The sequence below is a fragment of the Acrocarpospora phusangensis genome, from assembly GCF_016862995.1.
Classification (GTDB): domain Bacteria; phylum Actinomycetota; class Actinomycetes; order Streptosporangiales; family Streptosporangiaceae; genus Acrocarpospora; species Acrocarpospora phusangensis.
In genome coordinates this window covers 156,186-181,476 of the sequence record NZ_BOOA01000004.1, presented here as the reverse complement: position 1 = coordinate 181,476, position 25,291 = coordinate 156,186, and the positions used below count along the sequence as shown (strand labels likewise).

The following is a 25,291-nucleotide window of genomic DNA, read 5'->3' as shown; positions in this document are numbered from 1 at the left end:
CAAGCATGGCCCTGAGTCTCGATGCCGCTGCCCGTACACATGTCGGGCTCGTGCGCCGTCGCAACGAGGATGCACTTTATGCAGGTGAATGGCTGTTTGCAGTTGCTGACGGTCTCGGCGGGCACGTGGCCGGCGACATCGCCAGCGCCACCGTAATCGACATCCTCCGCTCACTCGACCACGCGGCCCGCCCAGATGAGCTGCCGACCCTATTCGGGCGGGCCATCCACGCGGCCAACAGCGCCCTACGCGAGCGAATCGAAGCCGAACCAGAGCTCGCGGGCATGGGTTCCACGTTGGTGGCACTGCTCTGGTCCGGAACATCGGCGATTGTGGCGAACATCGGCGACTCTCGCGCCTACGTCCTGCGCACTACCAGCGGCGAGGATCTGAAACTTATCCAGATCACCGAGGATCACGTCTATGGGAACCTCGTGGCTGACGCCAGTCAGGTGCCTAACCTGCCCGAGCGCCTCTCCCGCTTTCTCGACGGCCGGGCCGATGGGCGCTCTCCTGACATCACATCGCGCGGCTTGCACGATGGCGACCGGCTCCTGTTGTGTTCAGATGGGCTCACGGCAGTGGTGCCCGGCGGGCTGATCCGAGATGTTCTGGCCTCGTTCGACGACCCTAGGGAAGCGGCCGACCGCCTTATCGATCTGGCCAACGAACAGGGCGGACCTGACAACGTCACCGTGATTGTCATAGACGTACGGGACCGTGACGCGGACACCAGTACGAATTGATGTACCGGCAGATGATGGAATAGGGAGGGTTCGAGTGCTACTTCACGTTCCGGACGACGCGCTCCAGGTGACTGATCCCGTAGATCGGGCCGCCATCCTCACGCAGTTCCTGACCCGGAACCAGCGGCTTACCGAGCGTGCGTCCGCGCTCCGGCGACAGGCGATCATCGAGGCGCGGGACAGCGGGCTGACGTTAGAGCAGATCGGTTCACAGCTTGGGGTTACGCCTGGGCGGGTTCATCAGATGTGGAGAGCGCCCACGAAGAAGCGACTGCCGGACGGCGCCGAAGCCGTCGTTGAGATCGAGATTCCAGAGCCCCGCGCTGACATTGGCATGCCCGAGCCGAATCCAGACGAGGAACGCCTCCGGGACCTGGTTGAGGAGGCTGCTGGGACGCCGATCGAACCGCCTGTGGTTACGGCTCTCTACCGCTACTTCGATGACCAGGACCGATTGCTGTACGTGGGCATCACGGATCATCTAATGATCCGCACTCGAAACCACATCAGGTTGTCTTCGTGGATGGACTTCGCCGCCCGATCCACGATCGTCCGCTATCCAAATCGTAAGGAAGCCGAGGATGCAGAGCACGAAGCCATCCTCTCCGAGCACCCTCTGTTCAACTCCCGCCTTGTCGAGGACCCCGCGATAGCCGTCCGTCTCGTGGAATACCTCATCGAGCACGGCCGGACCGACCTGCTGATCGCGTCTGTATCGCGGGGCTGACCATCGGCGCGGCCAGCCGTCACATCTTTCCGATAGGCCAGGTTGCTGGCGTTGATGAGTTCTAGACCGACCACGGACGGGTTCCGGTCTGATCTCTCACATGCCACTTCCTTACTATTCGCACCATCGACCAGGATCAAGGCATACGGTGTCGGGACACGCTACAGGCGCACCAGGAGATCGATATGGCCGACATTTTCCTCAGGCCCGGCGAAGTGGCACTAGATGACAATCATGTGATTCGAGCCATGGTTGTTTACGACGTGCTCAAAACACCCGAACAGAGGGAAATATTTCGCAGTACCTACCGCGCGGTGACTGCATTCAAACGGACCGGTGATATTGACCACTTGGTCCGATTCGCGAACAGTATAGAAACGATGATCCTGCTCGATGGGGACCCGGCCACCCGGCAGGCGATACTCGACGCCCCCGACCTGCCGGTCCCCGACGCAGACCTGCACGACGTCCAGGAACTGATCAAAGAGCTTCAGGAGTAGCCGTGGCCAGGCTCCGGATCACCTCACAAGGCCGGAAAATAGTCGGAGCCTGGAACGTTCGAGCCACCCCGGAGGATCGCGAACTCGTTGGGAGACTCCTCGATGCGATCGAGGATGAAACCGCAAAGAATGCTGAGACCGGGTTCTACTACGAGCAGCACCCGGCGAATCCCGCCATCACGGTCTTCCAGCCCCGCAAAGGCCTCTTCGTGCTTGTTCGCGCGGCGACCGACAACCGGATCCGGTCCGACCAATTTGACGTGGTTTCAATCGCCGAAGCAGAGAACGATCAGGTCGAGTAGGCATGCGATCAGGGGTCGATCCGCGGGCGGGCGGCTACGAGATTGTCCATTCGCCCTTCTCCCGGGCGAAACCGCTGTTAAGGGCCAGCTGAAGCTTCGCCAGCTTCACGCCCTTCGGCACCTCGAACACCACCACACCCTTGCGTGAATCTCCAGGGCCGACCGTAATGGACGAGAGATCGACGCCCTCTCGCACGTCTCCGAAGGTGTCTGAGTACTGCTGGCCTTCGGTGTCGATGAGGTTGAGACCGTTGCTGGGCGAGTCGTCGTAGACGGCCGTGCCCGTGTTCTTCAGCAGGAGTTCCACCGCCACCCACCGCGCGCCGGAATCCGGCCTGATGTAGTCACTCACCGGGGTCGCCGGATCGAAGATCTGGACGACAGTTGCGGCCACCTCCAGGCCGGAATCAGACCCATGCAGCGTGATCGTGTCGCCCACGCCCGCCGGGGCGTCGGCTGGCGCGTCCTCAGCCGGGACCTCCTGGGTCGGCTCGGCTTCGGGCTGCGTGGCGGCCTCGGCCGTCGGTGCGGCCGGCTCGCCGACAGTCGGCTCGCTGGCGACAGGGGCGCGACTGCGGGACGTCGTCACCGATTCGCGCCCCGCCGGCTCGTTGTCGACGCTCAGGACGACCGCGAAGCAACCTCCGACAACCAGCACGAAGACCACAGCGGTGACCATAAGAATCGCTGGGGTGGTCATCCGCTTGGGAGGCGGCGGGGGAGGCGGGTACCCGTAGCCGGGAGGCGGGCCGTAGAAGGGCTGTTGACCGTAGCCGGGTGGCTGGCCTCCTTGAGGGCCGTACTGCGGGCCGTACTGGGGTGGCTGGCCTCCGGGGTATGCCACCGGCTGTGTTGGCTGCCCGTGTGGCGGGCCGTACTGCGGCTCGCCTTGCTGCCCGTACGGGTTCGACATCGTTGGCTCCGGGGTAACTTCAGGTGTGCCCTGACATCGCCCTCAAGGGCCTCTGGCGTTACCCGGACTTGGGGAGTGTATTGGTGTTTTGACGCTATACAGCGATCTTCTAGCAGCTTTGAACACCGGTCACGAGGGCGGCTGCGGCACCCTCCACGCCAACACCGCCGCCGACGTACCACCTCGCCTGGAAGCCCTGGCCTGCGCCGCAGGCCTCACCCGAGAAGCCGTCCACAGCCAACTCTCCGCAGCCCTCGACGCCGTCATCCACCTGGTCCGCGACCCCAAAACCGGCACCCGCCAGGTCTCAGAAATCTGCCTCCTCCACCGAACCCCCTCCGGCTTCGTCACCGCCACCCCCGCCCTGACCTTCACCAACACCCTCACCCCCACCCCAGGCCCGGCTCTACCCACCCTCCAATCCCGCTGCCCATCCCTCCCCTAGCCACGCCCCGGCCCGGGATGCCGCACGCGCCCAACCCCCTGTTCTCCGGAGACCTCCTCGATCGCGCTCAATGCTTCGATCCCACCTCACGGTCCCAGCACACCCATGAGTCGAACATCACCGCTCCGCTGGAAGTGGACGTGTTCATGGAGGCCCACCGCCAGGACGTCTCCGCGCAAACTGGCCGGACCCTGCGCCACGCCCGCCTACTCGCCGGCCTTCCCGCTCTCGGCCTCCTGATAGCCCGCTGGCCTGGGCATGGAACCACTTGGCCCAGAAAGGGAACAACGCGAGCCGAGCGGTTCCAAGCCTGCGGGTTCCCCCGTTGATGACCATCACTCGTTAGCAAACGCTCTGGAGTTCGCGTGCATCTGATCGCTGTCGTCTTGGCAGGGGTTGCCGGATGGTTGTGGTTCGGCCCAACGCCTGCTTCAGCCCGATTGCTGGGCCTCTTACCGAGCCCGACTGCAAAGTGGAGGCTAAGCCGTTCCTGGTACCGGCAGGCCCGCCCAACGAAGCAAGCGGCGGCCTGGCGAGCTGCTTCGATCGAACTCTGCCAGGGGATCGTGGCCGAGCTAACAGCTGGGCGAACCCCTGGTGACGCCCTCTCCCGCGCGATCTCGTCGATCGATGCCCCCGATCCAGCCGCGCTGAAACCCGTCGCTGTGGTCGCACACGACGGCGGAGACGTCGCCGCCGCGCTGCTCAGAGCAGCACCCCCCGCCGGTGGCGAAGGGCTGGCCCGGCTGGCCGCCTGCTGGCAGATCAGCGTCACCGTAGGCGGCGGCCTGGCCTCCCTTGTCGAACGCGTCGGCACCTCCCTCCGCGAGATGGAGGCTCACCGCCAGGACGTCTCCGCACAACTGGCCGGACCCCGTGCCACGGCCCGCCTACTTGCCGGCCTTCCCGCCCTCGGCCTCCTGATGGCCGCTGGCCTGGGCATGGAACCACTCCCGTTCCTGTTCGGCACCCCCGCCGGATTCGCCTGTCTGCTCACGGGCCTGGCGCTCGACGCCACAGGACTCTGGTGGACCAACCGCCTGGTCCTCAAGGCCGAAGCCGCAGGCAGCTGACCCTGCCGCAGGTATCACCGGCCATCCTTCGACCGGCAGTACTTCGAGCGCTCGGCCAAGCGCTATTCGATCAACGCACCCGCAACGGAGAATCTGATGCTCGTTCTTCTGGGCGCTGGGCTGGCAGCACTCTCAGTCTGGATCTGGCCCGCACGCAGAGATCCCCTCGATCGCCTCCTTCGAGCGCGGCGATCCTCACTCGGAGACGTCGTCGATCACCTGACTGACGGCACCCCACCAGCCCGAACTCCCGTCGAATCCAGATGGGTCGGTCCAGCTGGTTGGGCCAGTGCAGCCGGACGAAGAGACAACAGCGGGAAAGTTGACGCCACTCGGGATGGCGCTCAAAGAGTTGGTGCCGCCGCAGGAACGGGCGGTGCCGTCGCAAGGACCAATGATCCCGTTTACGCCACAAGGGCCAGGGGCGCTTACGGCGGCTCGGCATGGGTGCACGGTGTCCCTGGAGGCGGTCCCTGGGGCGGCGGTAGCGAATGGGCTACCAACTCCTCAGGCGGCGCCGGGACCAGCGACATCTACGGTGATGCGGCCTGGACCAGTAGTGCCCCTGGAGGTGCCTTGGGGGCCGGTCGCGTTCGTAGTGGCCGTGGATGGGCTGGCGGTGCCGACCATGGCGCAGAAACCGTGGCGGCTGCTGCGCAGCTTCGTGTGGGCATTCTCATCGCTGGACCGACCGCTGTTCTGGCGTATCTCATCGTTGGGGGCCTACCGGGGGTGATCGCGGCCGCGACAGCTGCTGTCGCCGTAGTCACACTCATCCGCCGCCGGGAACCCCCTGCCAGCCGACGCCGCCGCGAACGCATGATCGCGGATCTCCCATTCGCGGCCGATCTCATGGTCGCCTGTCTTCGGGCCGGCCAACCCCTCACCGCCGCCGCAGAGACAGCCGCCACAGCTGTGGGAGGTCCACTCGGCGCACGCCTGTCCTGGGTGAGCGCTCAAACGAGACTCGGGGCCGACCCCTCCACGGCCTGGTCAGCTCTAGCCGAAGACCGCCCCCTAGCCTCTCTGGCGCGCACAATGTCCAGAGCAGTGGACAGCGGAGCCCCCGTGGCGGACGTCCTCACCCGCCTCGCGGACGACGCACGCCACGCCACCCGATCAGCTTCCTCAGCAGCCGCCCGAAAGGTCGGAGTCCAGGCAGTGGCCCCCCTCGGCCTCTGCTTCCTCCCCGCCTTCGTCTTCCTCGGCATCATCCCCGTGGTCGCCGGCCTAGCAACGCAGGTCCTCACCCCGTAAGACGCAGGTCCTCCCCGCGCAACGGTCGCCAGCCCAAATCCGACTCACGCGCCTAAGAAACCTCACGTTCTGAGCCATTCACACCTCTGAGCCATTCACACCTCTGAGCTGTAGACCTCTGAGCCGTAGTCCTTCACGTCGCCGAGTCGCACCTTCCGAAGCACGCCGGAACGCAGGCACACCCAAATGCGTCCACCCACCTGGGACGGCAGGCTCATAGCGCATGGTGGACTTCCGGGAGGGGCCTGTGGAGGACTTTTTCCACAGCTGTGGATAACGGGATGCCCACAGGCCTACGGACATGAGTCGCGGCAGCTTGATTCTGCGCGGCAGTTATCCACAGCCTTTCGGTTATCCACAGAACGGAGTTCGGGCCCAGCGAGAAGGGCTGTGCTCAGGCAATCTGTGGGTGGCTTCGGGCGGAGGGTCCGTCCCAGGCTTGTAGGAGGACCAGATGCGCGTGTGGACCAGCGAGCGCACCCAGGGCGCCCAGCGACTCCAGCACCCCGAGCCCACCAGCTCACCCCGCCACCTTCGCCTCTGCCCCACCCCTCCCCACGACGCCAGCCAGACCTCCATCCCCGCCTCGCCTGAAGACCGCCCCACCGCCGGCGCTTCTACTCATCCGACCGGCGCTTGCGCCCCATCCATCCACACCCGACCGAACGCACTGGCCCTGACGGAATCCCTGATCATCGTCGGCTCGACCGGCTCCCCATGGCTGGCAACGGCCAGCAGATGGCCCAAACCGAAGTCCCCCACCCCCTCAGCCGCAACGCCAGCCATCGTCAGAACCCCAATCCGCCCGCTCCCCTCGATAACCCCGCTCGCCCCCGTCACGAGCACCCCCTCGGCCTGCTCGACTCGGCCACTCCGCTTGGTCGGTGTCGTGGACCGCGCCCGTCAGCTGGGCGTGCAGTGGACGCTCACCGCCAGGACGCGCAGAGAGGCAGGCATGTCCACCGCAGAGTATGCAGTCGGCACCATCGCCGCCTGCGGATTCGCCGCCCTGCTCTTCAAGGTGGTCACCTCCGGCGAGGTCCAGGAAATGCTCTCCGCCCTCATCCAGAAGGCACTCAACCTAGCGGGATAAACCGTGTCGAAAACCACCACTGCCGTCTGGCGCCGGACCCCTGTTCCCCGGGGCTGTCGACGGGACGACAGGAGCACCTCTGCAAGCAGGTCGGTTGAAGCTGGCTCAGCTGGAGTTGGTTCCGCAGAAGCTGGCTCAGCTGAGGCTGGCTCAGCTGAAGCTGGTTCGACTGATGCTGGCTCGGCTGAAGCTGGCTCGGCTAGAACTGGCTCGGCTGAGGCTGGATCGGTCACTGCGGAAACCGCTGTGGCTTTGCCGGCGCTGGTGGTCGTCCTTGGGGCGGCGCTATGGGCGGTGGCAGTGGTCTGCGCTCAGCTGGAGTGTGTGGACGCGGCTCGGGCGGGCGCTCGGGCCGCGGCCCGGGGCGAAAGCGCCGAGGTCGTTCGCGCAATCGTGCTCCGGTCGGCTCCTGAGGGCGCACAGACCTCTGTCGCAGTTGACGCCGAACTCGCAAAAGTCCACGTAGTGGCAAAAGTCAGACCGGTCGCCGGCCTCCTGGTTCCTCCATTCACGGTTTCGGCCACGGCTTCATCGGTGACAGAACCAGGATCGACCGGCTGAATCCGCCAAGCAGACCGTCTTGGAAAGACTGCATCGCTGGTACTTGATCGCCGTCGGCTGGATCGGCGGATGATTCGGCGGGGTGATTGCCGATGGGCTGACCCGTTTGGCCTTCGGGATCGCGGACCAGCGGACGGACAACGTTGGTCGGCCTGGGCGGGACCGTCAGGGAGTGATGACGGGGGTGAGAGTGGCGTGTTGCGGAGAGGGGAGAGCGAGGAAGGGGGAAGGGGCAGTGTGAGAGCGGTGCTGCGGGAGCGGGGGGCCGGCACGGTTTGGGTTGTGGCCGCGACGGCGCTGGTTTGGGTGGTCGCGGTGGTGGGCGTGCAGATTGGGGTTGGACGAGTCGCTTGGCATCGGGCTCAGTCGGCGGCCGATCTCGGGGCGCTCGCGGCGGCAAAATGGGCGTTGGCGCATCCGGACAGTGCCTGCGGTCGGGCTCAACATGTCGTCGAAATCAATGGAGCCTCGCTCAGGTCGTGCGACGCCTCTGACGGCGTTGTCGATGTCTCCGTTGCTCTTGAGGTGTCACTGCCTGGTCTGGGGGTTCGGACGATCACCGTGAACGCCAAAGCGGGTCCAGTCGACGTCGTGTCCTCGTAGCCCGGCGACGTGGCGTGGTCGCGTAGCCGGCAGCTTGGCGCGGGGTAGCGGAGCTGGTGATCCGGTCACGTCCTGCTGAGTGGTGTAGTTCAGGCATCGCGTGCGGGGTCGTGTCCCACTGAGTGGTGCAACTCCAGCCGATCATGTGAGGTCGCCGAGTAGTGGCTGTTGTGACTATGACGCGACCAATGCGGCGGGTGTCTGGGGTTCAGCCGAATCCGAGCATTCGTCGGCGAGGTCGGCGAGGTCGGCGAGTTGGGCCATGGAGCCCTCCGATAGGTAGCGGCGGTCGCTGACCTGCCATTCGTTGTGGGCTTCGACCAGGACGCCTCCGGCCAGCCGCAGCAGGGCTACTTGACGTGGCAGTGGAGACGGTTACCTGGTGCAGTGGGAGGGCGGCAACTCGGCATGGCCAGCGGATTGTTGGCAATTTCCTTTGATCGCAGAGTCGGTGGCGTGGCGTGGCCGGAGAGTCGACACCGATGAGGTGGCCGGATAACTGGGATCCGGTGTCGTCGCCAAACATGAGCGTGAGGCTGTGGTCTGGGCGCGGGTGAATGTTCCGGCTGGCTGAGTAGATCTTTGGGTTGGCCGATATCGAATTCTCGGCAGCTTGGAAGCCTGGCCTTTTCGGTTGGGGAGAGAACGCGTTTCCGTGCCGAAAGGTCCCGATTGATCAATGGTGTGCTGCCGTTGGGGTTCGCCTACTCCGGTATGGATCTTGCGAAAATCGGGAAACGGGTGTTGGTGTCAATTGTGACTTTTTGGACTGTGGGTCCAAGGGTGAAGGTTGTCGAATAAGGTGCCGGTTGCCCTCGGTTCGATGTGGTCTGTGGGGTCTCGTGTGGGAGGCCCTGGGTTATGGATATCTGTTCGGGGTGCTCCTGGGTGGATGTGTCCTGTTTCGGGATCGGGGGTTGGATCTCGGCGGAGGGATACGGCGTCATGATGCAGTCGGCGGGTTGGGGGCGTGCGCGTGCGCAGGATTTTCGTGGGGTGGTTCGTGGGGTAATTCATGGCTTTTGGGTAGTTGGGGCGATTGCGGTCGTTTTGGGGACGCTGGCCCGGCCGGTGCAGGCGAGTGTTGGTGGGGCTGATGGTGGGATCGACAGTCCCGCTTCGGGGGCGGTTGTGGGAGAGGCGTGGATTGTTGCCAGCGCGCATATTGAGAATGTCTGTGAAGGGACGCTCTCGATCCTTGGGCCTTCGGGAGAGGTGCTTGGCAGTAAAACGGAGCGGACTTCTCTGCTTTGCCTGGGGCGGGGTTCTATTCGGTTTGATGTGAAGCTGGAAGATTCTGCGGTTAATGGATTTTATTCGGCCAGGTTGACGGTCACAGGGGTTGGTGAGGGGGCCGAGCACACGTTTGCGGTACGGAGACCACCGGCGGCGCCGCAGGAGGTTGACGTGGAGCTTGAAGGCGACAAGGTGGTGGTGAGCTGGGATAAAGGGGTGGAGTCTGATCTGCAGTCCTATGCCGTGTCCAGCGATCAAGGTGAGGACTTGGGTCTGCTTCCTGTGGGGGATGTCTGCTCAGGGGAGCGTTGTCAGACGATTCTTGAGCTTCCCGAGACGGTGGTTGGGGAGAAGCTGGGGATTTCTGTCGAGGCATTTCGAGGGGATGGGTTCGGGGGAAGTGTTGGGTCGGAGAGTTCGAGGGTTGCTTATGTGACTCTTCCGGCCGGAGGACCCTCCTCAACAGAATCATCGGGTCGAGTGGGTGGCGGGGACCTTCCTGTCCCGAATGAGAACAAGGCCAAGGTGCGGGAGGCCGATCCGCCGCATGTCGTGGCCCCGGAACTACCTAGGTCGCCCAAACCGACCAAGACCGGTTCTGATCTACCTGAAGTGATCGGCGATGGGCATGCATCTGAGCCGGAGGCGGCAGTGGGGCCGACGAGGGCGCTCAGGTCGCCGGATTATCGGGACGAACTCGCTTATGGAATCTATGTCGCTATCGGTCTGCTGTTGTTGCTGATCTGTGGGCATGTGGGTTCGTGGCTGCGCCGTAATGGCCGGAGACGTGGTGGGTCTGAGGCTGCCGTGGTGATCGGGGAGACGATCTCCCCAACGAAGCGAGATATCCGATCGCCATCGCTTTCCCGGTCCCCGTCGCACGAAATCGCCAGCCCACCTGGTGCCGTCCGTCGGCCGTTGATCGTTATGCCGGTGGCCCAGGTCGCTCAGGCGGATCTTGGAACGAGGGACCTGACACGAGCCGGTCTCCCTGAACTGGATCTCACCCGGGCGAGTAGCTCCAGCGCGGATCTCACCCAGAGAGATCTCGAAGCGGATCTCACCCAGAGAGATCTCGAAATCGCAGATCCCGTGACTGCGGACGTCAGGACGGAGGATTCCGGGACTGCGGATATCGAACTAGATGATTCCGTGACGGCGGATCTTCCCCGGCTTGATCTCGCATCGGTGGATCCTGGCACGGCGGGCCCCATAGCGGATGAAGATGCGTATGAATATGAAGTCGTGGATGATGTGCCGTTATTGAGGCCCTATGTGGCTCGGGCGATCGTTTCTTCAGACGACACCGTGTCCGCAGGTGACAGCGCACAGGGAAGCAGGACGTCTGGGCTGACGCCGGCATCAGACAGCGGGGTGTCTGGCGATGAGTCGGCAGTAGGCAGCGCGACATCTGAGTCCGAGCCGGCGGCAGGCAGCGGGTGCGGCGATTCTGGGGAATCTGCCTGAGGTGTGAGCAGGATGCCGAGAAGGCGTAGGGCGCCTGCCTTGTGCAAGGGCTCGTTGCCGTTGCCGCACTTGGGGGATTGGATGCAGGAGGGGCAGCCTCGTTCGCATTCGCAGGAGGCTATGGCGTCGCGGGTGGCGGTGAGCCAGTCGGTGGCGTGGGCGTAACCGCGTTCGGCGAAGCCGGCTCCGCCGTCGTGGCCGTCGTACACGAAGACGGTGAGCATGCCAGTGTCGGGGTGGAGTTCGGTGGATACCCCGCCGATGTCCCAGCGGTCGCAGGTGGCGAACAGCGGCAGGAGGCCGATCGCGGCATGCTCGGCCGCGTGCGCGGCCCCGCCCAGGTCGATCCCTGGGTCCATGCCCCGGGCGACACTCCGGGCAGTACCCCGGCCACGGGAGGCTCCACGCGAACCGCGGCGATCATTGGCCGAGTCGTTAGCCGAATCGATGCGCACGTCGTTGGCCGGGTCGCCTCCCAGATCGATGGCCGGATCGCTGCTCAGGACGCCGCTCGGGTCGGTGGTGAGGACGCTGCTCGGGATGCCGCTCGGGTCGGTGGTGAGGACGCTGCTTGGGATGCCGCTCGGGTCGGTGGTGAGGACGCTCAGGCCGCCGCTCGGGTCGGCGGCGGGATCGCTGCTCAGCTCGTCGCTCGGGTCGGCGGCGGGGTCGCTGCTCGGGTCGCCGCTCAGGTCGGTGGTGGGGTCGATGGTGGGGGTCATGGCGGTGAGGGAGGAGGTGGGGAGGGTCCACCAGACGGCGCGGGTGCGGAGGGTTCGGGGTGGGAGGTCGAGGGGGTCGTCGCCGAGGAGTTCGCCGGTCTGGGATCGGCGTTTGAGGTACGAGATGACCTGCCGAGTCACTTCGACCGACCCGAAATGAAGTTCCCCAGGTCCGAACGCCCGCGACCGCGATGACTCGATGATGCGAATGTCCGTGATGTCCCGCGCGAATGTCGAATAGTCCGGCGTGGCGGCCGAAACCAGCGCGACCCCTGCGTCGAGGTCGAACTCATCCACCACGTACGTCTCGCCTCGATGGATGTGCACAGCGCCCGTATGCACGGTCCCATGGGCCGACGCCTCGTCCACGGTCCCCAGCAGCCGCCCGGTCCCCGATTCCACGATCTGCACCGGCGCCCCACCCGACCCCCGGATATCGGCCAGATCCACAGCCCAATCCCGGCTGGTCCAGAACCATCCGGTCGTCCGCCGCCGCAACAACCCCCGCTCCACCAGCTCGTCCAGAACCCCCCTAGCAGCAGGACCGAAAATGAGGTGATCCTCATCCGTCAGCGGTATTTCGGACGCCGCCGCGCACAGATGCGGCGCCAGCACATAGGGATTGTCCGGATCCAGCACGGTCGCCTCGACCGGATGCCCGAAAAGCGCGTCCGGATGGTGCACCAGGTACGTGTCCAGCGGATCGTCGCGCGCGATCAGGACCGCCAGCGCGTCCTGCCCGTCCCGTCCCGCCCGCCCGGCCTGCTGCCACAAGGAGGCCCGCGTCCCCGGCCACCCGGCGATCAGCACCGCGTCCAGCCCGGACACGTCCACCCCGAGCTCCAGCGCGTTCGTCGTCGCCACCCCGAGCAGCTCACCCGTCCTCAGCTGCTTCTCCAGCAGCCGCCGGTCCTCGGCCAGGTATCCGGCCCGATACGCCGCCACCTTGTCGGCCAGCCGCAACTCCGGCAGCACCGGCGTCGCGACGGCGGCCCGGGCGGGTCGCGCGTGCACCCCCAGCGCGAGTTCGGTGTCGTGCAGGTGCCCACGGGCCGAAAGAGCCACGGTCTCCGCGGCCCGCCGTGAGCGGACGAACGCGAGGGTCCGTACGCCGTCGAGAACCAGGTCGGCGAGGAGGTCGGCGGCCTCGGCGGTGGCCGTACGGCGGACGGGGGCGCCTCCCTCGCCCCGCAGATCCGTCAGGGGCGGCTCCCAGAGCGCGATGGTGGTCGCCCCTCGGGGAGAGGCATCACGCGTCACCTCGGCCATCTCAAGGCCCGTCAGGCGCATCCCGGTCATCCCGGGCTCGCTGGCGGTCGCGGAGGCGAGGAAGAAGACGGGGTCGGCGCCGTACTTGGCGGCGACGCGGCGCAGGCGGCGCAGGATCTGGGCGACGTGCGAGCCGAATACGCCCCGGTAGGTGTGGCACTCGTCGACGACCACGATCCGCAGGCGGCGCCAGAAGGAGACCCAGGCCGCGTGGCGCGGCAACATCGACCGATGGAGCATGTCCGGATTTGTCAGGACGTAGTTGGCGTGGCGGCGGACCCAGGCGCGGTCTTCCATGGGGGTGTCGCCGTCGAAGGTCGCGGGGCGTACCTGATCGAGGTGGAGGGCTTCGACGGAGCGGAGCTGGTCGGCGGCGAGGGCCTTGGTGGGGGTGAGGTAGAGAACGGTGGCGCCGGACAGGATGGATGTGGCCGAGGGGACCAGATAGGCGAGAGATTTTCCTGAGGCGGTCCCTGTGGAAATGATCACGTTTTGGCCACGGTGCGCGTGCTCCGCGGCGGCCAGCTGGTGCGGCCAGAGACCGGTCACGCCCTGCCCCTCCAGTCGCTCGCGCAGCTGCGGGGGGACCCAATCCGGCCATTGGGCTTGACCAGCCTGACGTGCTGGAACATGCTCCACGTGAGTGACTCTCCCGTGCCGTGCCGAGGTCGTCAGCAAGCGCTCAAGGAGTGGTCCGCTCCGGCCTGACGCACGCCTGTGGGGGTGAGCGGGTGAAGAGGACCGATTCATTGGTTTCCACCATGGCATCTGCGGGGAGAGTCGCCCGGAGTCGGGATTTCGTATAGACACTGAGGCGTAGCGTGGTTGAATGCCGCGCGTCAGGATCGTGTTTTCCTAGGATGCACGATCTGCATCGGACCTACGCAGGCAAGGCGCTGGAGGATCTGTGGATCTGAAGTTGGACCACCGTACCGAGGACCGTCTCACCGTCGTCGATGTCGAGGGTGAGATCGACGTCTACACCGCGCCCAGATTGCGTGAGCTGCTCATCGACTTGGTGAACAAGGGCAACTTCCACCTCCTCGTGAACATGGAGAAGGTGGACTTCCTCGACTCGACCGGCCTTGGTGTGCTGGTCGGCGGGCTCAAGCGGGTGCGGGCGCATGACGGCTCCCTGGAACTCGTCTGCACGCAGGAGCGCATCCTGAAGATCTTCCGGATCACCGGTCTGACCAAGGTCTTCGGGATCTACGCCTCCGTGGATGAGGCCAAGGAAGCCCACGGCCGAGACAAGTAGTCATGGCCACCGTCGAGCTGACGTTCAGCGCGTTGCCGGCGCACGTGCGCACGGCGCGGCTGGTCGCCACGGCCATCGCCCGTCGCACGGGGGTGGCCGAGGCGTTGCTGGACGAGGTGCGGCTCGCCGTCGGAGAGGCGTGCTCCCGGGCAGTCGAGGCGCATCGCGTCCACTGCCCGGGGGAGCCGATCCGGATCGAGCTCCGGGATGATTCGGGGCGTTTCGAGGTGACGGTCACCGATTCCGCACCCAACGACGACCTCCAGTCTCCGTCCGGTACGGCCAACGGCTTCATCTCCACTCCGGCCGCAGCCGAAGGGGTCTTCGGGATCGTTCCGGAGATGCCGGGTCTGGGGATCGCGGTCATCGCCGGTCTGGCCGACGACGTCGAGGTCTCGCCCGGTCCGACCGGGGTGCGGATCCGGATGAGCTGGCCGGCCGCGACTCCCAACGGCGTCCCGGCCCACTGAGGACGACACCGCGACCCGACCGTGTGACCCAGGTGTGTGTCCCAAACGCGTAAGGTCTGGCGGCGCGTCCCCCGTGACCCTAAACGTGTAAGGCCAACGCGTAAGGCTTGCGGCGTGTACTCCGCAGTGATCCGAAGCGTGCAAGGCCGAGGTGCGTTCCGGTCTCGTGCCCCGCACACCCCGAACGGGCCTGCGGGTTTGGGTCCGGCCGAATCAAACCTCCACCAAGTTTCGGGCGTAGCTAACTCCCAAACGAGGCCGTCCGTAACCTTATGGAAACTTTTTACTTATGTGCCAAACAGCCTGTTTGGGTGGGGGTGTAACCGGGCCTTACTGGACGCGGCCCTAATTAGCGGGCCCCAGGCCTTTCGTATCCGTCGGCGGGCTGCGTAGACTCCCCGCACCGGCCAAGGTATTGCGGAACGCAACCGGAAGCGGCACTGCCAACCACCCGGAAGTGCGCCGCTGAGGCCCCGCTCGCGATGGGGCACCTGAAGAAACTGTGAGGCTGCGCCTCCCGGGCAGGACCTACCCGTCTGGCCGAGGAGGACGGAATTGTCTGCCTATCCCGCCGCTGTCGATGACGCAGTGGTATCCCTGAGCGGCTCGCATCTCACGATCGTGGTCGTGGTGGCCGCCGTGGCCATGATCGCGCTGGCCGTCGCAGGCGGTCTCGTGCGCGAGGTGCTGGCCGCGCCTCAGGGCACAGAACGTATGCAGAACATCGCGAAAGCCGTACAACTTGGAGCTGCCGCTTACCTGACGCGGCAGTTCCGGACGCTGGCCGTCTTTGTCATTCTGATTCCCTTCCTGCTGTTCCTGCTGCCGGCTGACTCCACCAGCGTGGCCATCGGGCGCAGCGTCTTCTTCGTCGTCGGCGCGGTGTTCTCCGCGCTGACCGGATTCATCGGCATGTGGCTGGCGGTGCGCGGCAACGTGCGCGTCGCGGCCGCCGCCCGGGATGCGGGCGAGAAGACCGCGATGCGGATCGCGTTCCGCACCGGCGGCGTGGCCGGCATGTTCACCGTCGGGCTCGGCCTGCTGGGCGCGGCGATCGTGGTGTTCGCCTACAAGGGCGACGCGCCGAGCGTGCTGGAGGGCTTCGGCTTCGGCGCGGCCCTGCTGGCCATGTTCATGCGGGTCGGCGGCGGCATCTTCACCAAGGCCGCCGACGTCGGCGCCGACCTGGTCGGCAAGGTCGAGCAGGGCATCCCGGAGGACGACCCGCGCAACGCGGCCACCATCGCCGACAACGTGGGCGACAACGTCGGCGACTGCGCCGGCATGGCGGCCGACCTGTTCGAGTCGTACGCGGTCATGCTGGTCGCCTCGCTGATCCTGGGCAAGGCGGCCTTCGGCACCGAGGGTCTGGTGTTCCCGCTGATCGTGCCCATGATCGGTGTGATCACCGCGATCATCGGCATCTTCGTGACCTCGCCGCGCGCCAACGACAGGAACGCGATGGCGGCGATCAACCGCGGCTTCTTCATCTCGGCCGCGATCTCGGCCGTGCTGGTGGCGGTCGCCGCGTACGCGTACCTGCCGGCCTCGTTCGCCGAGCTGACCTCCGCCTCGCCCGCGGTGCAGGCGATCACCGCCGACCCGCGGATCATCGCGATCGGCGCGGTGCTGATCGGCCTGGTGCTGGCCAGCGCGATCCAGATCCTCACGGGCTACTTCACCGAGACCAACCGTCGTCCGGTGAAGGACATCGGCGAGTCCTCCCGTACCGGACCGGCGACCGTCATCCTGGCGGGCATCTCGGTCGGCCTGGAGTCCGCCGTGTACTCGGCGCTGCTCATCGGCGCGGCCGTGTACGGCGCGTTCCTGCTGGGCTTCGGCAACGTGACCGTGGCGCTGTTCGCGGTCGCCCTGGCCGGCACCGGCCTGCTGACCACGGTCGGCGTCATCGTGTCGATGGACACCTTCGGCCCGGTCTCCGACAACGCGCAGGGCATCGCGGAGATGTCCGGCGACGTCGAGGGCGAGGGCGCGCGGGTGCTCACCTCGCTGGACGCGGTGGGCAACACCACCAAGGCGATCACCAAGGGCATCGCGATCGCGACGGCCGTGCTGGCGGCGACCGCCCTGTTCGGCTCGTTCCGTACGGCGGTCGAGGGCGAACTGGCCAAGGCCAGCCAGGCCGTCAAGGACTCGCTGGGCGTCTTCCAGAACTTCAGCCTGAGCGTGGACTCGCCGAACGCCCTGGTCGGCCTGGTCATCGGCGCGGCCGTGGTGTTCCTGTTCTCCGGTCTGGCGATCATGGCGGTCGGCCGGGCGGCGATGCGGGTGGTGTTCGAGGTGCGGGAGCAGTTCCGTACCAAGCCCGGCATCATGGACTTCAGCGAGCAGCCCGACTACGGCCGTGTCGTGGACATCTGCACCAAGGACTCGCTGCGGGAACTGGCCACGCCCGGTCTGCTCGCGGTGCTGACGCCCATCGCGGTCGGCTTCGGCCTCGGCTACGCCCCGCTGGGGGCGTACCTGGCGGGCGCCATCGCGGCGGGCACGCTGATGGCGGTGTTCCTGTCCAACTCGGGCGGCGCGTGGGACAACGCCAAGAAGCTGGTCGAGGACGGGCACCACGGCGGCAAGGGCTCCGAGGCGCACGAGGCGACCATCATCGGCGACACCGTGGGCGACCCGTTCAAGGACACGGCCGGTCCGGCCATCAACCCGCTGATCAAGGTGATGAACCTGGTCGCGCTGCTGATCGCGCCCGCGGTCGTGGTGTACGCGGACAACGTCGGCCTGCGGATCGGCGTGACCGTGCTCGCGGTGGTCATCGTGATCGGCGCGATCCTGGTGTCCAAGCGTCGTTCCGGTGGCGGCATGGAGTCGTCGGACAACAACAAGGAAGAGCTGGAGCCGGTCGCCGGCTGATCTTCCCAGCGCTCTGAGGGTCCCCCGGTCTCGGCCGGGGGACCCTCTCGCGTGTGCGGGCGGCCTTCATAGAATCTTGGGCATGGAAGAGCGCTGCGCGCCATGAAGACGTTGATCGTGCTGCGGCACGCGAAGGCGGAGCACACCCCGGGAGTGCTGGACTTCGAACGCGGGCTGACCAACCGGGGGCAGCGCAACGCGCGCGAAGCGGGTGAGCTGATCGGCCGGCTCGAACCGGATCTCATCTTGTCCTCCTCGTCCAAGCGGACCCGCCAGACGGCGGAGCTGCTCGGGCTTCCCGCGCCGCTGGAGCTGGAGCGGGACATCTACGAGGCGTACGCGGACGAGCTGCTCGTGCTGCTGCGGCAGGTCGGCCCGGACGTGGGGACGCTGGTGCTGGTCGGCCACAATCCGAGCGTGCACGAGCTGGTGATCGGCTTGACCGGGCACCAGGTGGAGACCTTCCCGCCGGGGGCGTACGCGGTGATCGAGCTGCCCGGGCCGTGGGCGGAGGTCGATTCCGGCACGGGCACGCTGGTGGACACGCACCGGCCGTAGCACCGTGGCCAGATTCGACGACAGTGGACTGGCCGTCGGCTACGGCCTGGTGGTCGCCGCCGCGCTGGTGGTTCCGCTGGTCGTGGGGGTGGCGAGCGGGCATGCCGTACGCGGTGGGGTGGTGGCCGTCGGGGCCTGGCTGGTGGCGTTGCGGGCCAACGCCGATCCGCCGGGTGTGGGGGCCGTGTCGATGCTGGCCGGGGTTCTGTCGCTGGCTTTCGGCACGCTGCTCGGCATGGCGGTCGTGGACCACGGGTGGCTGCTGATCCCGATCGCGCCGCTGGTCGCCGCAGTGGGCATCATGGTGCCGATGGTCGGCTCCACGGCGGCCATCGCGTTGCTGATCACGGCGGCCACGCCGGTGCCGGTGGACCCGCTGGCGCATCTGGGGTTCCAGCTTCTGGGCGGGCTGCTGGCGGCCGTGCTGATCACGCTGCCGTGGTCGTGGCGGCGGACCCGGCCGCTGCCCGGCACGCTGAGCGAGGCGGCCGAGGAGGTCGCCGTCCTGGTCGAGCTGACGCTCTCCGACTCCGGTTCCTGGGGTGTGCAGCGGGTCCGCGCCGCCTCCGTCCTCCAGAGCGCCCGTACGGCCTGCGCCCGCCACCGCTGGGAACGCCGCTCCCGCGAGGCCGAGCAGATCACCGCCGCCCTCAGACGGGTCTTCTACGAGGCCGTCGCCCTGCACGATCTCGCCCAGGCGGTCAAACGTCAGATCCCGCCGGAGCACGTCGCCCTGCCGGACCTGCTGGAGTCCCTGGCGGCCTCCGTACGGTCGGTCTTCCATCCGGAGGAGAAGGTTCCCGCGGTGGATTTCGCGGGCCGGGTGGACGAGCTGCGCGGGGAGGGGCCCGGCGACGAGCGGGAGCTGCTCGGCCTGGTGCTGCTCCGCCAGATCGATCACGCCGCGGACCGGATCCGGGAGGCCGTGGCGAGCATCCAGGCGCCCGCCCGTAGGCTCACGGACGCGGTGATCGTGATTCCGCAACTGCCCGAATGGACCGAACCGCCCGTGCTGCGGTGGAAGGTGTCACCCGGGGCCGGGCTGCGGCTGGTGCGGATGGGCCTGGACAGGCCCGACATCAGGCACATGCTGCGGGCCGCGCTCGGCACGCTGATCGCGTGCGTGGCGATCGTGCTGTTCAACCCGTTCCACGCGCAGTGGCTGGCCCTGACGGTGCTGCTGACGATCCAGCCCACGTACGGGGAGACGCTCACAAAGGTCTGGGCGCGGCTGCTCGGGAGCGTGATCGGCGGTGCGGTGGCCGCGCTGGTGCTGCTGCTCGCGCCGGGCGAGTGGGTGACGATCGTGGTGGTCGCGGCGTCGGCCGTGCTCGCGTTCGGGCTGGTGGCGGTGCACTACGCGTACTGGGCGACGTTCATGACCATGTGCGTGCTGCTGCTGGTCGACTTCCAGACGCCGCTGGGGCCGAGCGCCGCCGCCGAGCGGGTGGCGCTGACCGTGTGCGGCGTGGCGATCGCGCTCGCCTGCACACGCCTGCTGTGGCCGCGCGGCGAGGCGGTCCGGCTGGCCGAGCGGGTGGCCCGGCTGGTGGAGTCGCATGCGGAGGCCACCCGCATGGTGGCCGAGGTGAGCCGGGGCAACCGGCCGGAGGGCTCGGCCGAGGAACGCATCGGCCTGGCCGCCCGGGAGGCGGAGACCGTCGCCCAGGCGGCCGACTCCATCGCGCACGAACCGGGCGCGGTGCCGCCGGCGCACCTGGACGACGTCCTGGACGCCGCGCGCCGGATCAGGGACGACCTGATCGCGGTGACCACGGTCCTGCGTGAGGATCCCGGCGAGGTCGGGCCCGCGCCGGCCGTGCTCGACGCGGTGGCGGACCGGCTGGCCGGCGGGGCGGAGGCCGTCAGGATGGGCGAGCCGTACCAGTCGGGCGGGGACGTGGACAGCCGGCTCGCCGAGCTCCGCCGCTGGCTGGGCGGGCTCGCCGACCGCCGGCTGGGCGAGCTGGCGAGCGACCCGGGCGACAGCCGTACGGAGGTGCGCCGCGCGCTCCTCCACGCCGCCGCCACGGATCACGCCCTGCGTGCCCTCAACGAGGGCTCCGCCCAGCTGGTCACCCAGGCGAGCACGACCACGTGACCCGTTAGGGCTCGGTGAGGCCGTCCTCGGCGTCGGCGGCCTCCACCTCCTCGCGGGAGATGCCGAGCAGGTAGAGGATCGAGTCCAGGTACGGCACGGTCACCGCGGTGTCGGCCGCCTTGCGGACGACGGGTTTGGCGTTGAAGGCGATGCCCAGGCCGGCCGCGGCCAGCATGTCGAGATCGTTGGCGCCGTCGCCGATGGCCACCGTCTGGCTGAGCGGGATGCCGGACTGGAGGGCGAACCGCTCCAGGGCTCTGGCCTTGCCGGGCCGGTCGATGATCTCACCGGTGACGCGCCCGGTCAGGCGGCCGTCCACGACCTCCAGGGTGTTGGCGGCCGAGTAGTCGATGCCCAGGTCGGCTACCAGGCCGTCGGTGATCTGGGTGAAGCCGCCGCTCACGATGGCGAAGTGGTAGTCCAGCCGCTTGAGCGTACGGACCAGGGTCCGCGCGCCCGGGGTGAGCACGACCTCCTTGGTGACCTTCTCGAACACCTCCTGCGGGAGCCCTTCGAGCAGGGCCACCCGGCGGGTGAGCGACTCGGTGAAGTCGAGTTCGCCACGCATGGCCTCCTCGGTGACCCGGGCCACCTCGTCCAGGTTGCCCGCGTGCTTGGCCAGCAGTTCGATGACCTCGCCCTGGATGAGGGTGGAGTCCACGTCCATGACGATGAGGCGCTTGGCCCGCCGGTGGATGCCCCAGCGCTGCACGGCCACGTCCACCTGCTGCAGGTGCGCCTCGGCGGCCAGTTCGGCCCGGAGCGAGGCCGGGTCGGCGCCGGAGACGGCCATCTCGATGCAGGTCACCGGGTAGCTGGAGAGCCGTTCTATGCGGTCGATGTTGGCCCCGCTGGCGGCGATCCGGCCGGCGATCCCGGCCATCGCGGACGGCAGGAGCGGCTCGCCGAGCACGGTGATGTGCAGCCGCCCGCGGGGGCGCTTCTCCTTGGAGGCGGTGCCGGTGGTCAACTCCAGATCCATGTCAAGGTCGGCGGCCACCTGCTCGATGGCGGTCCACAGGCCGCCGATTGTGCCGCCGGTGCCGGTCGAGGGCCCGCCCGAGTACGCCACCAGGACGCCGAGGGTGAGCCGTTTCCGGATCACCACCTGCTCGACGTCGGCGACGGTGACGGGAAAGCCCGCGAGTACGGTGAAAAGTCTTGAGGTGACGCCGGGCCGGTCGGGGCCGGTGAGCGTGATCAGAAGGGTGCGCTGGTTCATCCGGATCTCTGCAAAGGAGCGGGGAACGTACGACGTCTCAACGCTACTGGTCTCCGTTCCGTGCCTGCGCACCAGGTTCACCATCCGGACGCATCCGCAACGCCAACCGGAGAACTGACCGTCATGTCCGCATGTCGTCATGTCTCCATGCAAAACAAAACTCCCCTTACCACACCGGCCGGTCCGGGCGATTCGCGGCGTAGCACCATGGTCGAGATGCCCGTGACCTCGTCGAACGGGACCCGGGTGAGCCCGGCGGTGGTCATGGCGACGCGGTCGTCCAAGGAGATGACCATCAACCTGGCGGACGCGCGCGGCCGCTACACCGTCAGCCTGGCCCGTACGGCCGCGGACGTGCAGGCCGCGCAGCGGCTCCGGCACGAGGTGTTCGCCGGCGAGATGGGCGCCACGCTGGACTCGCCCGTCTCGGGGCTGGACGTGGACCGGTTCGACGCCTACTGCGACCACCTGCTGGTCCGCAGCGGCACCGAGGTGGTCGGCACGTACCGGCTGCTCCCGCCCGGTCGCGTGGACCGGCTCTACTCCGACGGCGAGTTCGACCTGGGCAAGCTGGCGGCCATCCGCGGCGGCCTGGTCGAGGTCGGCAGGACCTGCGTGCACCGGGACCACCGAGCCGGCGCGGTGATGGCGCTCATGTGGGCGGGCATCGCGCACTACATGGTGAACGGCGGGTACTCGTGGCTGGCCGGCTGCTGCTCGGTGCCGCTGGACGACGGGGGCGTCGCCGCGGCCGGGGTGGTCGAGCGCATCGAACTCGGCCCGGAGGAGTACCGGGTGACGCCGCACCGGCCGTGGTCGGGCGGCGGCGCGCCGGAGCGTTTCGTGATGCCGTCGCTGCTGCGCGGCTACCTGCGGCTGGGCGGCTGGGTGTGCGGGCCGCCCGCGCACGACCCCGAGTTCGGCACGGCCGACTTCTTCGTGCTGCTCTCGCTGGCCAACGTCGACACCCGTTACCTCCGGCACTTCCTGGGCGAGCCATGACAGTCACCTTCATTCCCCCGTCCATTCCTCCGTCGGTCACGCCGTGGCAGCCGCTGGCGCCGTGCCAGCCGTCCACGTGCGTCAGCCCCGCCCGGTCGGCGGCGTCGCCGCTGCGCCTGCTGGGCCGGATCGTGAGCGCCGCGGCGGTGCTGCTCGGCGGTGTTCCCGTCGCCCTGGTGGCGCGGCGGTTCGACCCGGTCACGCGGGCCAGGGTCACCCAGGTCTGGGCGCGGCTACTGCTCTGGGCGCTCGGCATAAAAGTGCTGGCCAGCCGGGGCTTCTCGGTCCTGGGCGGCGCGCCCACGGTCAGCGCGGTCCCGTCCGGCGACGGCACGCTGCTGGTGGCCAACCACATCTCGTGGCTGGATCCCCTGGTCATGGCGGCGACCCTCCCGTGCCGGCCGCTGGCCAAGAGCGAGGTCGGGGAGTGGCCGCTGATCCGTACCCTGGCGCGGGGCGCGGGGGTGCTGTTCATCCACCGGGACCGGCTGCTGGCGCTGCCGGAGGCGGTCGAGGGCGTGGCCTCGGCGTTGCGCGCCGGCGACACCGTGGTCGCCTTTCCGGAGGGAACCACCTGGTGCGGCGGCGAGATGGGCCCGTTCCGTCCCGCGGTGTTCCAGGCCGCGCTGAACGCGGACGCCGCCGTACGCCCGGCCACCATCCACTACCGCGAGCGGGCGGTCACCTCGGCCAGGCCCTGCTACGTCGGCGGCGACACCTTGGTCGGCTCGATCCTGCGGGTGGCCGGCACCAGGGACCTCACCGTCACCGTCACCCTCTTCCCCCCGGTACGGCTGTCGCCCGCCGGCCGCCCCCACGAGGCCAGGAAGGCCCTCGCGTCGGTCGCGGAAGCCCAGGTCCGTACGGCATTGCACGGAACGCCACCGGGAGCGCATGAGCGTCAGATGATCGCCTAATCTAGGCAAATATGGGGCAAACAATCATCGTGCAGGACCTCCGGAAACGGTATGGCGACGTCCATGCCGTGGACGGCGTGTCCTTCTCCGTCGAGCAGGGCGAGTTCTTCGGAATCCTCGGCCCCAACGGCGCGGGAAAGACAACCACGCTGGAGATCATCGAGGGACTGCGGCAGGCGGACGCCGGCACCGTCGAGGTGCTCGGCATGTCGCCGTGGCCGCGCAACCCCCGCCTGCTCCCCAAGATCGGGGTGCAGCTCCAGGCGTCCTCGTTCTTCGAACGCCTGACGGCACGTGAGCAGATCCGCACGTTCGCCTCGCTGTACGGCATCCCGGCCAGGAAGGCCGACGAGATGCTGACCGTCGTCGGCCTGGAGGACAAGGCCGGCACGCAGTCGGAGAAACTGTCCGGCGGGCAGGCCCAGCGCCTGTCCATCGCCTGCGCCCTCGTGCACGACCCCGAGGTGCTGTTCCTGGACGAACCGAGCGCCTCACTCGACCCGCAGGCCCGCCGCAACCTGTGGGATCTGCTGCGTTCGATCAACTCGACCGGCCGTACCGTCGTGCTGACCACGCACTATCTGGACGAGGCCGAGTCGCTCTGCGACCGGGTGGCCATCATGGACCACGGCAAGATCCTGGAGCTGGGCCCGCCGGCCGCGCTCGTGCGCGGGCTGGACAGCGCCACCCACATCAGCCTCGCCACCGGCGTCGTCGCCGTGGCCGCCGCCCAGGAACTCGCCGGCCCCGACGCGACCGTGACCGACGACGGCGTCTCGCTGACCATCGCCACCCGCACGCCCGCGCCGGTCCTGGCGGAGCTGGCCGAACGGAACCTGCTGACCGGCATCCAGGTCAGGGGCGCGACCCTCGAAGACGTCTTCCTGCACCTCACCGGACGGGAGTACCGCGCGTGAGCCCCTTCAGGTCGCTCTCCCGGGCCATGCTGCTCGGCTTCGTCCGCGACAAGACCAGCGTCTTCTTCACGATCCTGTTCCCCCTCATGTTCCTGGTGCTGTTCGGCGCGCTCCTGACCAACCAGGGCGTCTCCAAATCGAAGATCATCCAGGTCGGCCCGGTGGCGGTCCTGGACCAGTCCCAGGGGCTCGGCGAGATCCTGGACATCACCAGGCGCAACGATCTCGCCGCCGCCCAGGAGGAGGTCCGCCAGGGCGACTTCGTGGCCGTGGTACGCCAGGAGGGCGACCGCTACCAGCTCTTCTACACCGCCGCCGACCAGGTCAGGGCCGGTACGGTCCGGGGCGTCTTCGGCCAGCTCATCGGCCAGGCCAACGCCGCCGGAGTCCCGCAGCGCTTCACCCTGGAGGCCGAGCAGGTCGAGGACAAGTCCCTGAAGGTCATCCAGTACGTGACGCCGGGACTGCTCAGCTGGGCCATCTCCATGGGCGCCACCTTCGGCGCGGCCATGACGCTGGTGACCTGGCGGCAGAAGAAGACCCTGCGCCGGCTGCGGCTGGCCCCGGTGCGCACGACCACGGTGGTGTCGGCCAGGGTGGGGGCGAGCGTCGCCATCGCGCTGGTGCAGACGGCGATCTTCCTGGGGGTGGCCAGCCTGCCGATGTTCGGGCTGCGGCTGTCCGACTACTGGTGGATGTGCATCCCGATGGTCATCGCCGGGACGCTGGTGTTCATGGCCATCGGCATGGTGGCCGGCGGCGTGGCCAAGACGTCCGAGGCGGCGGCGGGCATCGCCAACCTGATCGTGCTGCCGATGGCGTTCCTGTCGGGGACGTTCTTCCCGCTGGACGCGGCCCCCGCGTGGGTACGGACGGTGTCCAACATCTTCCCGATGAAGCATCTCAACGAGGGCATGCTCGACGTCATGGTGCGCGGGCAGGGACCGGCGAGCATTCTGCCGGAACTCGGCATCATTCTCGGGTTCGGCCTGGTCATCGGGCTTATCGCGGTGTTGCTGTTCCGCTGGGACGACGTTTAGGAATCCCCT

22 protein-coding genes and 1 pseudogene are annotated in these 25,291 nt (G+C 67.7%); 19 read left to right on the top strand and 4 right to left on the bottom strand.

Annotated features, from left to right (window positions below):
• The first annotated feature begins 5 nt into the window (after positions 1-5).
• From Aph01nite_RS04050 to Aph01nite_RS04035, 4 genes are all read left to right on the top strand, one after another.
• The gene (locus Aph01nite_RS04050) at positions 6-746 is read left to right on the top strand and encodes a PP2C family protein-serine/threonine phosphatase (protein ID WP_204039342.1); all 741 of its coding nucleotides are present in this window, start codon (positions 6-8) and stop codon (positions 744-746) included.
• A 34-nt stretch (positions 747-780) separates the two neighbouring features.
• Positions 781-1,473 carry a hypothetical protein gene (locus tag Aph01nite_RS04045; RefSeq protein ID WP_204039341.1) on the top strand — a complete coding sequence of 231 codons (693 nt, stop codon included), beginning with the start codon at positions 781-783 and terminating at the stop codon, positions 1,471-1,473.
• Between the two features lie 185 nt (positions 1,474-1,658).
• Complete coding sequence (locus Aph01nite_RS04040) at positions 1,659-1,973, top strand: hypothetical protein (protein WP_204039340.1); 315 nt, start codon at positions 1,659-1,661, stop codon at positions 1,971-1,973.
• A gap of 2 nt (positions 1,974-1,975) precedes the next feature.
• On the top strand, positions 1,976-2,275 hold the full coding sequence (locus tag Aph01nite_RS04035) for a hypothetical protein (RefSeq protein WP_204039339.1): 300 nt from the start codon (positions 1,976-1,978) through the stop codon (positions 2,273-2,275).
• A gap of 34 nt (positions 2,276-2,309) precedes the next feature.
• Here Aph01nite_RS04035 and Aph01nite_RS04030 read toward each other — a convergent pair whose 3' ends face one another.
• The gene (locus Aph01nite_RS04030; RefSeq protein WP_204039338.1) at positions 2,310-2,942 is read right to left on the bottom strand and encodes a DUF4352 domain-containing protein; all 633 of its coding nucleotides are present in this window, start codon (positions 2,940-2,942) and stop codon (positions 2,310-2,312) included.
• Between the two features lie 364 nt (positions 2,943-3,306).
• On the opposite strand from Aph01nite_RS04030, the gene Aph01nite_RS04025 reads away from it, so the two are divergent.
• From Aph01nite_RS04025 to Aph01nite_RS04005, 6 genes are all read left to right on the top strand, one after another.
• Positions 3,307-3,633, top strand: a complete 327-nt coding sequence (locus Aph01nite_RS04025) for an ATPase, T2SS/T4P/T4SS family (protein ID WP_373872257.1) — start codon at positions 3,307-3,309, stop codon at positions 3,631-3,633.
• Positions 3,634-3,998: 365 nt separating this feature from the next.
• Entirely contained in the window at positions 3,999-4,706 is a 708-nt protein-coding gene (locus tag Aph01nite_RS04020; RefSeq protein WP_204039337.1) for a type II secretion system F family protein, read from the top strand.
• Positions 4,707-4,802: 96 nt separating this feature from the next.
• Entirely contained in the window at positions 4,803-5,963 is a 1,161-nt protein-coding gene (locus Aph01nite_RS42415; protein WP_204039336.1) for a type II secretion system F family protein, read from the top strand.
• A gap of 889 nt (positions 5,964-6,852) precedes the next feature.
• Positions 6,853-7,056, top strand: coding sequence for a DUF4244 domain-containing protein (locus Aph01nite_RS04010; protein WP_239161382.1), 204 nt, complete (start codon positions 6,853-6,855; stop codon positions 7,054-7,056).
• A gap of 3 nt (positions 7,057-7,059) precedes the next feature.
• Positions 7,060-7,617 (top strand): TadE family type IV pilus minor pilin, encoded by a 558-nt coding sequence (locus Aph01nite_RS42410; protein ID WP_307836759.1) that lies wholly within the window; start codon positions 7,060-7,062, stop codon positions 7,615-7,617.
• A 69-nt stretch (positions 7,618-7,686) separates the two neighbouring features.
• Positions 7,687-8,220 carry an Rv3654c family TadE-like protein gene (locus Aph01nite_RS04005; RefSeq protein WP_204039335.1) on the top strand — a complete coding sequence of 178 codons (534 nt, stop codon included), beginning with the start codon at positions 7,687-7,689 and terminating at the stop codon, positions 8,218-8,220.
• Between the two features lie 174 nt (positions 8,221-8,394).
• Here the strand turns inward: Aph01nite_RS04005 and Aph01nite_RS42550 are convergent.
• A pseudogene (locus tag Aph01nite_RS42550) lies at positions 8,395-8,583 on the bottom strand (IS256 family transposase); the annotation flags it as partial.
• 2,144 nt (positions 8,584-10,727) lie between these two features.
• A complete protein-coding gene (gene sftH, locus Aph01nite_RS03995; protein ID WP_239161381.1) occupies positions 10,728-13,664 on the bottom strand; it encodes a DEAD/DEAH box helicase in 2,937 nt (978 codons plus the stop codon).
• 157 nt (positions 13,665-13,821) lie between these two features.
• Between sftH and Aph01nite_RS03990 the strand changes: the two genes are divergently transcribed.
• The 5 genes from Aph01nite_RS03990 (at position 13,822) to Aph01nite_RS03970 (ending at position 20,184) form a co-directional block, all read left to right on the top strand.
• Positions 13,822-14,172, top strand: a complete 351-nt coding sequence (locus Aph01nite_RS03990; RefSeq protein WP_204039334.1) for an STAS domain-containing protein — start codon at positions 13,822-13,824, stop codon at positions 14,170-14,172.
• Positions 14,173-14,174: 2 nt separating this feature from the next.
• On the top strand, positions 14,175-14,642 hold the full coding sequence (locus tag Aph01nite_RS03985; protein WP_204039333.1) for an ATP-binding protein: 468 nt from the start codon (positions 14,175-14,177) through the stop codon (positions 14,640-14,642).
• 555 nt (positions 14,643-15,197) lie between these two features.
• Positions 15,198-17,525: a sodium-translocating pyrophosphatase gene (locus tag Aph01nite_RS03980; protein WP_204039332.1), complete on the top strand. Its 2,328-nt coding sequence runs from the start codon at positions 15,198-15,200 to the stop codon at positions 17,523-17,525.
• A 102-nt stretch (positions 17,526-17,627) separates the two neighbouring features.
• Positions 17,628-18,083: a SixA phosphatase family protein gene (locus tag Aph01nite_RS03975; protein WP_204039331.1), complete on the top strand. Its 456-nt coding sequence runs from the start codon at positions 17,628-17,630 to the stop codon at positions 18,081-18,083.
• 4 nt (positions 18,084-18,087) lie between these two features.
• Positions 18,088-20,184 (top strand): FUSC family protein, encoded by a 2,097-nt coding sequence (locus Aph01nite_RS03970; RefSeq protein ID WP_204039330.1) that lies wholly within the window; start codon positions 18,088-18,090, stop codon positions 20,182-20,184.
• Between the two features lie 4 nt (positions 20,185-20,188).
• Here Aph01nite_RS03970 and serB read toward each other — a convergent pair whose 3' ends face one another.
• Positions 20,189-21,406, bottom strand: coding sequence for a phosphoserine phosphatase SerB (serB, locus tag Aph01nite_RS03965; protein WP_204039329.1), 1,218 nt, complete (start codon positions 21,404-21,406; stop codon positions 20,189-20,191).
• A 216-nt stretch (positions 21,407-21,622) separates the two neighbouring features.
• On the opposite strand from serB, the gene Aph01nite_RS03960 reads away from it, so the two are divergent.
• From Aph01nite_RS03960 to Aph01nite_RS03945, 4 genes are read left to right on the top strand one after another with little or no spacing between them, the layout of a single operon-like run.
• The gene (locus Aph01nite_RS03960; RefSeq protein WP_239161380.1) at positions 21,623-22,408 is read left to right on the top strand and encodes a GNAT family N-acetyltransferase; all 786 of its coding nucleotides are present in this window, start codon (positions 21,623-21,625) and stop codon (positions 22,406-22,408) included.
• A complete protein-coding gene (locus Aph01nite_RS03955; RefSeq protein WP_204039328.1) occupies positions 22,405-23,325 on the top strand; it encodes a lysophospholipid acyltransferase family protein in 921 nt (306 codons plus the stop codon). The genes Aph01nite_RS03960 and Aph01nite_RS03955 overlap by 4 nt, the downstream gene beginning before the upstream one ends.
• A gap of 11 nt (positions 23,326-23,336) precedes the next feature.
• Positions 23,337-24,242 carry an ABC transporter ATP-binding protein gene (locus tag Aph01nite_RS03950; protein WP_204039327.1) on the top strand — a complete coding sequence of 302 codons (906 nt, stop codon included), beginning with the start codon at positions 23,337-23,339 and terminating at the stop codon, positions 24,240-24,242.
• Entirely contained in the window at positions 24,239-25,282 is a 1,044-nt protein-coding gene (locus Aph01nite_RS03945; protein WP_204039326.1) for an ABC transporter permease, read from the top strand. The genes Aph01nite_RS03950 and Aph01nite_RS03945 overlap by 4 nt, the downstream gene beginning before the upstream one ends.
• Positions 25,283-25,291 lie beyond the last annotated feature (9 nt).

Excerpts from the sequence above, each read along its gene's own strand:
- Aph01nite_RS04050 (WP_204039342.1), top strand. The coding sequence starts at position 6 with ATGGCCCTGAGTCTCGATGCCGCTGCCCGTACACATGTCGGGCTCGTG.
- Aph01nite_RS04040 (WP_204039340.1), top strand. The coding sequence starts at position 1,659 with ATGGCCGACATTTTCCTCAGGCCCGGCGAAGTGGCACTAGATGACAAT.
- Aph01nite_RS42415 (WP_204039336.1), top strand. The coding sequence starts at position 4,803 with ATGCTCGTTCTTCTGGGCGCTGGGCTGGCAGCACTCTCAGTCTGGATC.
- Aph01nite_RS04005 (WP_204039335.1), top strand. The coding sequence starts at position 7,687 with ATGATTCGGCGGGGTGATTGCCGATGGGCTGACCCGTTTGGCCTTCGG.
- sftH (WP_239161381.1), bottom strand. The coding sequence starts at position 13,664 with ATGAATCGGTCCTCTTCACCCGCTCACCCCCACAGGCGTGCGTCAGGC.
- Aph01nite_RS03985 (WP_204039333.1), top strand. The coding sequence starts at position 14,175 with ATGGCCACCGTCGAGCTGACGTTCAGCGCGTTGCCGGCGCACGTGCGC.
- Aph01nite_RS03975 (WP_204039331.1), top strand. The coding sequence starts at position 17,628 with ATGAAGACGTTGATCGTGCTGCGGCACGCGAAGGCGGAGCACACCCCG.
- serB (WP_204039329.1), bottom strand. The coding sequence starts at position 21,406 with ATGAACCAGCGCACCCTTCTGATCACGCTCACCGGCCCCGACCGGCCC.
- Aph01nite_RS03960 (WP_239161380.1), top strand. The coding sequence starts at position 21,623 with ATGCCCGTGACCTCGTCGAACGGGACCCGGGTGAGCCCGGCGGTGGTC.
- Aph01nite_RS03955 (WP_204039328.1), top strand. The coding sequence starts at position 22,405 with ATGACAGTCACCTTCATTCCCCCGTCCATTCCTCCGTCGGTCACGCCG.
- Aph01nite_RS03950 (WP_204039327.1), top strand. The coding sequence starts at position 23,337 with ATGGGGCAAACAATCATCGTGCAGGACCTCCGGAAACGGTATGGCGAC.